The organism is Rickettsia asiatica, assembly GCF_007989425.1.
In the GTDB taxonomy this organism is placed as follows: domain Bacteria; phylum Pseudomonadota; class Alphaproteobacteria; order Rickettsiales; family Rickettsiaceae; genus Rickettsia; species Rickettsia helvetica.
In genome coordinates, this window is sequence record NZ_AP019563.1 from 140,328 (window position 1) to 152,180 (window position 11,853).

The window sequence follows — 11,853 nt, forward strand, 5'->3', positions numbered from 1 at the left end:
TCAAGAAGAATTTTGGAAATTCGTTTACTATTTACAAAAAAGCGCTTATTCTAGCTTTTCATTCGCTCCGCCTATATGTACCTCATCATAAGATGCTACTGTAGTTTCATTAGCATGCATCCCAAATTCTTTATGTAAATAATCACTTAAAATCTTTAGGATTTTTTCTTTGGTTTGGCATGCTAATATCATTTTATTATCTTATACTAACTTTTGTAATTGGGCTATCTCTTCTGCAGAAGCAGGTCTCATTTCTAAAGATCCGCTTTCTTCTTGCTGTATTCGGTCAGTCATTACAGTCGTAGTAACTCTATGGCACGTACCGAATAAGTCTATATCTATCCTTGAAATTGCCTCGTTACTAGTTATTTTTTCAATATTTTTGGAGTGATTGATGCTATCCTGTGAGATACTAGCAAAAACTAATCCATTTTTAATACTCTTGTATTCATGACCATGGTAAGAACTCTTAGGTGTAAAAGCTACAATTTTATCATTAAATTCAACTAGGTTTGCAGGTTTTGTAATTTTTTTCATATTTTATCTAAACTTCTATTTTTGTAAAAAGATAAGGCGATCAATGCAAAAATACAGCTTAATATGACATAATAAACTGCCGAGGTTACATGCCCTGTTTTTTGTACTAAATATTCAAAGACAAGAGGCGTAGTACCACCAAAAATACTTGTAGCAGTGTTATATGAAATAGAGAGAGCGGTGTTACGTATATTTGTAGGATAAAATTCTGCTTGTAATGCCGGTTCAGGACCGATATAGCTAGCGGCAAGTATAGCGAGTATAAATTGTGAGATAATTACGCTTGTGAAGTCCCCGTTCTCAAAATTATTAAGTAAAAACGGCGTTGTTACAATAATTATTATCAGATTAATTACAAAAATTTTCCTGCGACCTATAATATCGGATAGATAACCGCTTAATAAAGTTACGGCTATCATAATCACGTAACATACGCTAGCAAGGCTATTTACCTCATTTTCAGTAAAATTACGGCTGATTTTTAAAAACGATACCAAGTAAATTGTAGTTAGATAGAATATTATCGAACCGGGAGCATTGATAAAAATCGAGATTAATATATCAAACCAATGATTGGTAATGACTTTTTTTAACGGTGACTGTAAAATCTTTTTCTGTTCTCTTAGATTTTTAAAATTCGGTGTTTCATGTGTATGTTTTTTAATATAAAATGCTGAAAAAAGAATAAAAAAACCAAGTAAAAAAGGTATTCTCCAGCCAAAACTATCAAATTGTGAAGCTGTTAGGATATTCTTGACGATATAAGAAACAAAAGAACCAAGCAATAAACCGGAGCATATACTAGACATTGAAATACTACCGGTGAAGCCTCGGTGTTTATGGCTAGTATGCTCAATAACAAAGGAAATAGAGCCGGTCAAAGCTCCTCCCATTGATAATCCTTGTAGAATTCGTACACAAATCATTAATATAGTCGCAGTTATCCCGATAGTATGGTAAGTTGGTAATATTCCTATTAATATGGTTGGGGCAGACATGCAAAATAACGCACTAGTTAAGGCTACTTTGCGTCCAAATCTATCACCGATAACACCAAAAAATATGCCGCCCAACGGTCTTGCCAAATAACCTATAGCAAATACTAAAAAAGCTTGCAGTAAAGAAGTATTAGCATCATCATTCGGAAAAAATTTTGCTCCTATTATGGGTGCAAAATAACCGAATAATACATAATCATACCATTCAAAAGTGTTGGCGATACCGCTTGAAAATACTAGTTTACTGCGATTCATGTTTTTTACTCATAGCTTTTTTTTCGGAGTATATTATAAATAAGGTGACAGGAATTATTATTACTGCTCCATGAAGTGTGCTTTTATCGGGAAACTCGTTAAATATGAAATATGCCGCTATTGCCGAAATCACCAGCTCTAAATATCTATAAGGAGCGGTAGCGGTTGCATCTACCATGGAAAAAGCTTTAAGCAGGAAGAATAATATTAAGCTTCCACTACTACCGAGTACAAACAATAAAGCTAATTCAAAACTACTAGGAGTTAGCCAATACTGCGAGGCTACAGGTAGCGACACTATAGCAGTTACTATTGCCGAATAAAATAGCATGCTAATCATCGATTCTTTTATTACGAATTTTTTATTAATAATGTCAAGCATAGCAAATGAAATAGCCGCTAATACAAAATACAAAATTTCGGGGTTAAAATCCTCGGCATGCGGTTTAAGCGTAACAACAAGTCCTATAAATCCTACTATGGTAACTACCCATCTTTGCCAAATAATATTTTCGTTAAGAAAAAATACGGCAAGTATTAAAGTAAATAAAGGAATAGAAAAACTTACGACGGTTGCAGTAGTAACGGGAGCTATGGTAAGACCATAAGTCCAGGAAGTCATACCGAAAAATAATAATAACCCTCTTAATATATGTACAAAAGGACGACTTGTTTTTAAGGTATTTTTACCGTAATAAACAACAAAAGGTAGTAAAACTATGCTACTGAAAAAGAAGCGGAAAAAAGCTACTTCAAAGCTATGTAAACGAGTCCCAAGATATTTAGACATTACATCATTGGCACTACTACTTATTAAACTAAATAAAAACCAACCTATACCGGTTAAATATGTTTTTAATGCATCATTCATTAATATGCTCCAATAATTTTCTATAATTTTACTTAAATGTCTTGACTTTTAGCATAAAAGAATTCTATCTTTTATGACAATGGTATAAATATATAAACAAAAATTTTATATAATAATACGGTAATCAATTTTAAGCAAGTAAAGGTTATAATTATTATGTTAAGAATAGTGAAAAAATTAGGGATAATTTTGTTTGTATCTAGCATAAGTATTAATAGTTTTGCTAAAAGCATTTATGATGATGTAGATTCTGCTCCTGACTATGATAGTACACCGTATTACGAAAACGAAGGAAGTTTAGTTTTCAAGATGCGTCTAGGAGGTGTTTTTTCAAGTGCTAAGCAAAAAGGATTACCTCCTCCTACCTCTCCTCAACCTGTTTCAGTAGGAGAAGTTGCAAAAAACGGTTATGGAGGTGATGCATCCACTACTATATTCTTTAACAATTATTTAGCCACTGAATTATCACTTGGCTTTAATGTTTTACGCACTAAATATACCTCCCTTGCAGCCGTTGCTCATAATTATGGCGTTGATAATGTCAAACTAGGAAAAAACAAACCTATTTATATGATTCCTGCAACGGTTACCGGACAATTTCATATAGCTCCTTACGGTGGAATAAGACCATATATAGGCATAGGTTATCACGGTTCTTATATGCTTACACAAGCTACCGGTCTTAAAATTAGAAACGGACACGATGCCGTAGGACAAATAGGTATAGATTTTTATGCTAAAGATGATACTTTAATCAATATTGACGTAAGACAATTTTTCTTAAATCCTAAACTTGAGTATAAACCGAATTTAGTAGGTAATAAAACCGTGACCTCTAAAGTTAAACTTAATCCTTTAATAGTTTCCGTAGGTATAGGATTTACTTTTTAAAAATATTTTGTTATTGCGAAGAGACATTGTTGTATGAACTGAGCCGTCATTGCGAGGAAATTACAAAGTAATTGACGAAGCAATCTCAGGAGTTTGTTATTTTCATGAGATTGCCACGCAGCCTATTTGGTATCAATGCAGATAAACCTCCTCGCAATGACGTTTCTAAATTATTAAATAAATTCACCCATGTCTCTGCAGATTATCCAATTACTATATTTAGCTTCCGCTATTTGTTTTATTCTGTCGCTAAAGTTTTTATCCTCACAAAAACAAGCATGTTTAGGTAGTACCATAGGTATTTTGGGGATGGCGATAGCAGTCGGCGTTACTTTTTTCCTACCGGATTTTACTCATAAATTACCCATTATAACCACTATATTATTGGGCGGTATAATAGGAGGAATTATTGCACTTAAAATTTCTATGATGGCAATGCCTCAATTAGTCGCAGGTTTTCACTCTTTTATCGGTCTTGCTGCAGTATTTGTAGCTTACGCTACGATACTTGCACCTGAAAATTTTTCTATAGGTATGGCAGGGAGCTTACCTATTAGTTCTTTGATAGAAATATCCTTAGGCGTCTCTATAGGTGCTTTAACTTTTAGCGGTTCGGTTATAGCTTTTCTAAAACTACAAGGCTTAATGAAAAGTAGCCCGTTAAAATTCTACGGTCAGCAATATATATGCTTATTAACGGCAATAATATTAGTTCTTTTGATAATATCGTTTATTCGTTCAGAGAATATATTTTTATTTAATCTAATAGTCTTTTTATCGCTGTTAATCGGAGTATTACTAATAATACCGGTGGGCGGTGCAGATATGCCTATTATAGTATCAATGCTAAATTCTTATTCAGGTTTTGCGGCAGCAGGTATAGGGTTTACGCTTAGCAATAGCCTACTTATTATTACCGGGGCATTGGTCGGCAGTAGCGGAGCTATACTTAGCTATATAATGTGCAAAGCTATGAACCGCTCATTAATCAAGGTTATTTTTGGAGCATTTTTCCCTACTCCTGTAGGAATTAGCAAAGATATAGACGACGATAAAATAGCAAAAACAAACTACCCTGAAGATGCAGCACATTTACTACTTAATGCATCGTCGGTGATAATTGTTCCCGGTTACGGTATGGCAGTAGCCCAGTCTCAGTATATCATAAAAGAGATGGTTGATATATTAGAACGTTCAGATATTAATGTACGTTTTGCCGTACATCCGGTAGCAGGTAGAATGCCTGGACATATGAATGTTTTACTTGCAGAAGCTAATATAGATTATGAGAAAGTACTTGAGCTTGAAGAAATTAATAGAGATTTCGCTACCACTGACGTAGTGCTTGTGATTGGGGCAAATGACGTAACTAATCCTGCTGCTAAAAATGATTCGAATAGTCCAATTTACGGTATGCCGGTACTCGATGTCGAAAAAGCACGTACGATTTTGTTTATTAAACGCTCTATGGCATCAGGATATGCAGGTATAGAAAATGAACTATTTTATCACGATAATACTTTTATGTTATTCGGCGATGCTAAGAAAGTAGTTGAGGAGATAGTTAAGTTTCTAAATGAAGATTGACTTAAATAACTCTATTTGTTATAACTTCTTAAATTAAGCCAAAAAACAATTATCATGAATTCGCAAAAAACATTACCGCTTCTGCCAAAAGCCACGGCTATGTGGTTAATTGAAAATACTTCTTTAACTTTTAAACAAATTGCCGATTTTTGCGGTATTCATGAATTTGAAATAAAAGGTATGGCTGACGGTGAAGTAGCACAATCTATAAAAGGTTTAAATCCAATTGCAAATGGTCAGTTAACTTTAGAGGAAATTGAGCGTTGCAGTAAAGATCCTAATACTAATTTACAAATTTCATATAGCCCTGCTGATGAATTGATGAAAAATCAGAAAAAACAGCGTGCTAAATACACTCCTATAGCAAGACGTCAAGATAAACCAGATGCTATATATTGGTTATTGTCTAATTATCCGAACATCCAAGACCATCAAATAATTAAATTAATAGGTACTACTAAAACTACTATAGATGCTATTAGAACCCGTAGCCATTGGAATATGAATTCTATTCGTCCTCGTGATCCTGTATTACTGGGGATCTGTAGTCAAATAGACCTGAATAAAATAGTAGAAAGCCTAAAGCCTCCATAAAATCCTATAAAAGAATCATAAAATTATACTCACTTCTATCCTGCAAAAAGCTTGCTTACGTGAATTATTTTCTGAGTGCCCGCCTTGATCAGCGTTATTGCGTGGCTTGTTTATGTCATTCCTGCATAGTCTATGTATTTAATAAGTGTTTAGAATAATGCATAATTCTAGATACTGTAAGGAGGTAACGATGGTGGTCAGGTTATTAATTTAATTATAATTAATGAACCGTGCCCCGGTGTGTTACTCCTTACTTAATTTGGTTCCAAACAATCAATAGAGCAAGGGGTTATTCACGATCAACCATTAAGATCAAGTGAATAACCCCCTAGCTCGTACATAGGACAGGAGAGAAAAACATAACAAAGCATATTTTTATAGGTATCGATGTATCTGAAGATACTTTAGACGTCTGGTTACACCCATTGAATAAATATAAAGTTTTTAATAATGATCAAAAAGGCATTAATGAGCTAGCCGAATATATAGCAGGTTATAGTATTGCTAAAATTGTAATTGAAGCTACCGGTAGGCTTGAATATAAAGCGGCAAACACCTTATAAAAAGCAGGATATTTGGTGTCAGTAGTTAATCCTTATTTTACATCAGCATTTAGAACTATGAGAGGTAAGTTTACAAAAACTGATACCATCGATGCACAAATGTTAGCATTATTTGCAGAAAAAATTAACCCTGAATCTAGAAAAGTAGCGAATGAGATAGAAAAAGAATTAAAAGAACTTACAGCTAGACGTAACCAATTAATTACTATGATAGTATCTGAACACAATCGCTTACGTAGAGTTACTAATCAAAAAATAATTAATAGTATAAATAATGTTATTGATTTACTTAATAGCCAAAAGGAAGAAGTAGAAAAGCTTATATTACATCTTATTTTAAATCTAGAAAGTTATAAAGAAATTATAATTTACTCATTACTATTCCAGGTATTGGCTCGATTATAGCAATAACCTTAATTACAGAATTACCGGAGCTTGGTAATTTAAATTGTAAACAAATAAGCTTCTTTAGTAGGGGTAGCACCTCACTGTAAGGAAAGTGGCAAAACAAGATTTAAAGCAAAAACTAAAGGTGGTAGAAAAACGGTACGGGCAGCATTATATATGGCAGCTGTTATGTCTGTAAGATGTAATTCTGCAGTTAAACCTTTTTATAAAAGACTTGTAGAAAAAGGAAAGGCCAAAAAATTAGCTCTTACTGCTGTAATGCGAAAGATAATAATAATTATCAATAACATTGTTAAAAACAAACGACCTTGGCAGGAGCAATATAAACAAATTATCTTGACTTCTTTAAACACAAATCACCAGGGCATTGTTGTATGGATAATTAATCGTCATTGCGAGCAGTCATAGACTGCGTGGCAATCCAAAAAAAATAATAAAAAAATTCTGATTTACAGAATTTTTTTACTTTCTTGCTTAGTCAATTGCCATGCAATTTTCTCGCAAACGGATTTTTTTATGGATTAAAAAAGTGATTTATTGCCTAATAAGTCGTTTATCGCTAGGTAAAGTATAACTTTTATCGGTAGAACGACAGGGACAAATATCAATTCCTCCACGCCTAGTATATACTATATAAATAGAAAGAAAATCAGGATTTATAGCGTTTTTAATGTCTGTAAAAATACGCTCGGCACACTGCTCTGCAAACTCATTACAATTTCTAAAAGATATTAGATATTTCAGGAAATAATCATGTTTTAACTTTTTTCCTTTATATTTTATAACGATTGTACCCCAATCCGGTTGACCGGTTACTAAGCAATTTGATTTTAGTAAATTAGAATTAATCTCTTCTTCTACCAAAACATCTTCATATTCAATTAAACTATTATCGGGTGGACCGTAATTATTGCATACTATATCTAAATCATCGATATTTTTACCGCTTGGAACACCAAATTCTATTTTTGTATTTATAGGCAATATCCGTCCTGTTACTTTAGCGTATGTAACATTACTTAGATCCTGCAAGATAATTCTTTCTAGTGCTTCTATTGATTCAACAACAAAGTTATTAAAAGAATTTAGATATAATTTAAATGATTTTGACTCTACTATATTTTCAGAATCCGTCGGTATATAAAAAGTGCCTACTCCAACCCATGGCTTACCGTTCTTATTAAGACAAGATAGTTCATATGTATTCCAAACATCTACACCGTAAAACGGAAGATTATTACTATTTATTCCCAGTGCGTTTCGATTATTTATACGTGGAATTTTAAATAATAAAGTCGCATCATAACTATCTTTATAAGTACTTTTTTTACCAAGTAAAGAAGTAGATAAAGGCATTAATTATGCTCCTTGTGCTAAAATTTCTTTTTGTTGTAATTCATCATATTCTTTTAGCATATAACCGCGTCCCCATACTGTGTCGATATAATCTCTACCGCCGGCAGCATCACTTAACTTTTTACGAAGTTTACAAATAAATACGTCAATAATTTTCATTTCCGGTTCGTCAACACTACTATATAAGTGATTTAAGAACATTTCTTTAGTTAAGATAGTTCCTCTTCGGAGTATTAATAGCTCTAAAATAGCATATTCTTTGTTCGTCAAATGTACCTTTTTGCCGTCAACTTCTACACTTCTAGTATCTAGGTTTACGCTAACCTTATCAAACCTAAATACTGATGCTGCATGCCCTTTAGAACGTCTAACTATAGCTTTAATTCTAGCAATTAATTCCTCTCTTACAAACGGCTTGGTTAGATAATCATCGGCTTCGGAAGAGAAACCGGTAATTTTTTGATCCGTATCCGTTAAGCTAGATAAAATTAAGATTGGAGTTTTTATTTTGGCAGCACGCAATCTTAGTAATATCTCAAAACCATTAATATCCGGTAACATAAGGTCTAAAATCACTAGATCATAACCACCGACTTTACCAAGTCTTAAACCTTCCACACCAACTGAAGCTTTGTCGCAAACTATCCCTTCTGAAGCTAAAGTTAGCTCAATTAAGTTAGCCATTTCCGGCTCGTCTTCAATTAACAAAACTCTCACTATTTTTCTCCATAAAATTCAATTTTTATATTGTGCTATAATTTAATTACAGTTAATTATTGTTAACTAAATTATAATTTTTTATCTAGTGCTTTATACATTCATTAATTACATAAGTAAAGAATATTTAATCAAATTGATAAAATTTTTACTATTAAGCTCTATCTGTGATTTAAAAACCATGGCGTTTAAAACGAAATTTATTAAATAATTAAATGATTTGCTTAGTTTTGATGCTCCGACATTTTTTTATGATATAAGGCACCAAAATCTATAGGATCAATCATTAAAGGCTGGAATCCTGCATCTTGAGTACAACTAGCTATAATTTTTCTAGCAAATGGAAATATCATTGCCGGACAATGAACTGATAATAAAATCGGATGTTGTTCAGCATCAATATTAATTAAATTAAATACTCCGGCATATTTTAATTCTATCTGAAATAATTTATATTTTTCATTTCTTGCGATTGCTTCGATATTTAATTCTACTTCATAGAAATTTTCTTCCGATAAATTAGTAATATTTATATCTAGAGATAAATCAATTTGAGGGCGTTGATCCAAAGCCGCAAGAGAAGACGGGGCAGAAGGGTTCTCAAGAGATAAATCTTTTATATATTGTGCATTAACGGAAATATGCGGCATTGCCTCATTAGTATCAGTGTTTATTGTACTCATAAAAATCCTTATTAAAAATTTAATATAATTTTTTACATAAAAAAGTTATGTTAAAGGTAAAGTTACGCCTACTTGTTTCATATATTTTCCTTGTCGATCGGCATATGAAGTATCACAAATTTGATCACTTTTTAAAAATAAAAACTGACAAGCTCCTTCATTTGCATATATTTTAGCAGGTAATGGAGTAGTATTAGAAAACTCTAAAGTTACATGTCCTTCCCATTCTGGTTCTAACGGAGTCACATTTACTATTATACCGCATCTTGCATAAGTGGACTTGCCGACACAAATAACTAATACATCACGCGGTATTTTAAAATATTCTATAGTTCTGCCAAGGGCAAAACTATTAGGTGGAATAATACACACATCTACTTCTCTATCAACTAAATTATATTCACTGAAATTTTTTGGATCAACCGTAGTAGAATTTATATTGGTAAATATTTTAAATTCATTAGATACTCTAGCATCATAGCCGTAAGAAGATAAGCCGTAAGAAATAATCTTTTCTTTATTATGAACTCTTACCTGCTTTTCCGCAAAGGGCCTTATCATACTTTGATTTATAATAGCTTCTTTTATCCACTTATCTGACATTATAGCCATAATCAAAACTTAATTTAATTAATAAACTAATGATTATAACTCATAATTATTTACAATACAAAATTTTTCTTTAAAACTATAAGTCTGAGACTACTTGAATAATGATAATGATAGTGATAATAATACAACATTATATACTTAAAATTAAATTATTACAAATTAAAATAGTTTTTTATTGTCAATTCTGAAAAGATTATTATATTCTAGCGTAGTTGATTTATATTTATTAATACTAAAAAATTTATTTTGTAGTAGTAAATTTTATTATTTAAGTTTATAGGGACTTTATTAAAATGAAAAAATTATTATTAGCTGCAAGTACTATTTGCCTTGCATCGGCTGGTCTTGCCGAAGAAAATCCAACACCTGTTATTTCTAATTCTGATACTGAAATAAAATTAGAAGGGTTCTATTTATTTGAAAACGGTTATATTAAACAGGATCATTTAATTTTATTTGATAAAAATGTAACTGATAACAGGAAAAAGCTAGGGTTTTACACGGAAGCAGCGTTTGCAGCAACTATTACTAAAACTATCAATGATGTAATAGCAGGTGCTAAAATAGTGCTTCAGCCTACTACAAGAGCAAAAACCTCTACAAGTTATAATGGATCACATATCTTTATTAAAACTAGTTACGGTAAAGTAGAACTCGGCTCTCCTGCTGATGCAAGTGCTAAATTGCGTATTACCGGTAGTCAAGTAACTGCAGGTACCGGAGGATGGTGTAGATATGCTCTACTTGACGGTCAGTATATGAGGTATAAAGGCTTAAAACCGGATTTTGATACTAGTGCTAGTTTTTATCTTGAATCATACTCGAATTATTTTGATCAAATCAATGATAAAGCTGAGAGAGCTAGAAGATTAAACTTTTTTACGCCTAAAATGAAAGGCTTCCAAGCCGGTATCTCTTATACTCCCGATACTGCTAATACGGGCGGTAACAAAGATATAAATAATTTAACGCTTGAAAGGTCAGGAAGAAACGGGGTTAGTGTTTCTAGAACCGGAATAAAGACGGTTAAATTAGAGAATAATGAAACTATGACTATTAATCAGAATGTTAGAGATGCTTTTTCTGCTGGCTTAACTTATGAACATGAAATTAGCGAAGATGCAGACTTAAAATTATCCGTTACCGGAGAGTACGGTAAACCTGCTCGTCGTCTTATTCATGCTAAAATGGACGGAACTAAAGTAGTAGAAGTATTGAATACTTATAAGCTTTCTAATTTAAAAGCATATAATCTTGGAGCCGTATTTACTTATGGTAATTTCTCTTGTGGGGCTTCTTACGGTAATTTAGGTAAAAGCTTAACCGCTAAAGAATATTATAAAGTCGGTCGTGATACCTATTATTACAATGGAGCAGTTGCTTATGGACAAGGACCTATAAAAACAAGTCTTGAATATCTCAAAACTTCAAGATATAAAAACACCGTTGATGCTGTAAGCCTTGCTACTGAATATAAGATCATGCCTGGTTTATTACCATATGCTGAAATTTCTCATTTCCAAGCTAAAGGTAAACCTGTATATTACCCTGAAGCACCTAGTAAAACAACACGAGGTACTGTTGGTCTTATAGGTACAAAACTTAAATTTTAATGATCTATAGATAATACATCATCAAATTTTCCATGTCATACCGTGGCTTGATCACGGTATCTAGAGAAATTAGTATTTTAAGCTGGATACCGCACTCAAGTCGCAGCATGACAACTGAAAAATCATTCCACGCAACAAAGCCTCACAGGGATAACATCGAGGACTTTC

The 11,853-nt window shown here is 32.5% G+C and carries 12 protein-coding genes and 2 pseudogenes; 7 read left to right on the forward strand and 7 right to left on the reverse strand.

Features of this window, described 5'->3' with window-relative positions; all coding sequences use genetic code 11:
• Window positions 1–45: 45 nt before the first annotated feature.
• The 3 genes and pseudogenes from RAS_RS00725 to RAS_RS00735 all read right to left on the reverse strand — a co-directional run bounded on the left by RAS_RS00725 (window position 46) and on the right by RAS_RS00735 (window position 2,661).
• Window positions 46–252 (reverse strand): annotated as a pseudogene (locus RAS_RS00725) (hypothetical protein).
• A 281-nt stretch (window positions 253–533) separates the two neighbouring features.
• The gene (locus RAS_RS00730; protein ID WP_147141409.1) at window positions 534–1,790 is read right to left on the reverse strand and encodes an MFS transporter; all 1,257 of its coding nucleotides are present in this window, start codon (window positions 1,788–1,790) and stop codon (window positions 534–536) included.
• Window positions 1,777–2,661: a DMT family transporter gene (locus RAS_RS00735; protein WP_147141412.1), complete on the reverse strand. Its 885-nt coding sequence runs from the start codon at window positions 2,659–2,661 to the stop codon at window positions 1,777–1,779. Before RAS_RS00735 ends, RAS_RS00730 begins: the two co-directional genes overlap by 14 nt.
• A 156-nt stretch (window positions 2,662–2,817) precedes the next feature.
• Between RAS_RS00735 and RAS_RS00740 the strand changes: the two genes are divergently transcribed.
• The 6 genes and pseudogenes from RAS_RS00740 to RAS_RS09220 all read left to right on the forward strand — a co-directional run.
• The gene (locus tag RAS_RS00740; protein WP_147141415.1) at window positions 2,818–3,552 is read left to right on the forward strand and encodes an OmpW family outer membrane protein; all 735 of its coding nucleotides are present in this window, start codon (window positions 2,818–2,820) and stop codon (window positions 3,550–3,552) included.
• A 189-nt stretch (window positions 3,553–3,741) separates the two neighbouring features.
• Window positions 3,742–5,139: an NAD(P)(+) transhydrogenase (Re/Si-specific) subunit beta gene (locus tag RAS_RS00745; protein WP_147141418.1), complete on the forward strand. Its 1,398-nt coding sequence runs from the start codon at window positions 3,742–3,744 to the stop codon at window positions 5,137–5,139.
• Between the two features lie 54 nt (window positions 5,140–5,193).
• Entirely contained in the window at window positions 5,194–5,733 is a 540-nt protein-coding gene (locus RAS_RS00750) for a cell cycle transcriptional regulator TrcR (protein ID WP_147141421.1), read from the forward strand.
• Window positions 5,734–6,158: 425 nt separating this feature from the next.
• On the forward strand, window positions 6,159–6,296 hold the full coding sequence (locus RAS_RS08395) for a hypothetical protein (RefSeq protein ID WP_172616098.1): 138 nt from the start codon (window positions 6,159–6,161) through the stop codon (window positions 6,294–6,296).
• 15 nt (window positions 6,297–6,311) lie between these two features.
• The gene (locus RAS_RS00755; protein ID WP_172616097.1) at window positions 6,312–6,701 is read left to right on the forward strand and encodes an IS110 family transposase; all 390 of its coding nucleotides are present in this window, start codon (window positions 6,312–6,314) and stop codon (window positions 6,699–6,701) included.
• 69 nt (window positions 6,702–6,770) lie between these two features.
• Window positions 6,771–7,112 (forward strand): annotated as a pseudogene (locus RAS_RS09220) (transposase); the annotation flags it as partial.
• Window positions 7,113–7,238: 126 nt separating this feature from the next.
• Here RAS_RS09220 and queF read toward each other — a convergent pair.
• The 4 genes from queF to dcd all read right to left on the reverse strand — a co-directional run bounded on the left by queF (window position 7,239) and on the right by dcd (window position 10,072).
• Entirely contained in the window at window positions 7,239–8,060 is an 822-nt protein-coding gene (gene queF, locus RAS_RS00765) for an NADPH-dependent 7-cyano-7-deazaguanine reductase QueF (RefSeq protein WP_147141427.1), read from the reverse strand.
• Between the two features lie 3 nt (window positions 8,061–8,063).
• Window positions 8,064–8,777 (reverse strand): response regulator transcription factor CtrA, encoded by a 714-nt coding sequence (ctrA, locus tag RAS_RS00770; RefSeq protein WP_147141430.1) that lies wholly within the window; start codon window positions 8,775–8,777, stop codon window positions 8,064–8,066.
• Between the two features lie 224 nt (window positions 8,778–9,001).
• Window positions 9,002–9,460: a protein-export chaperone SecB gene (secB, locus tag RAS_RS00775; RefSeq protein ID WP_010420460.1), complete on the reverse strand. Its 459-nt coding sequence runs from the start codon at window positions 9,458–9,460 to the stop codon at window positions 9,002–9,004.
• Window positions 9,461–9,505: 45 nt separating this feature from the next.
• Window positions 9,506–10,072, reverse strand: coding sequence for a dCTP deaminase (gene dcd, locus RAS_RS00780; RefSeq protein WP_147141434.1), 567 nt, complete (start codon window positions 10,070–10,072; stop codon window positions 9,506–9,508).
• A 293-nt stretch (window positions 10,073–10,365) separates the two neighbouring features.
• Between dcd and RAS_RS00785 the strand changes: the two genes are divergently transcribed.
• Window positions 10,366–11,685 (forward strand): porin, encoded by a 1,320-nt coding sequence (locus RAS_RS00785; RefSeq protein ID WP_147141437.1) that lies wholly within the window; start codon window positions 10,366–10,368, stop codon window positions 11,683–11,685.
• The last annotated feature ends 168 nt before the right edge of the window (window positions 11,686–11,853 follow it).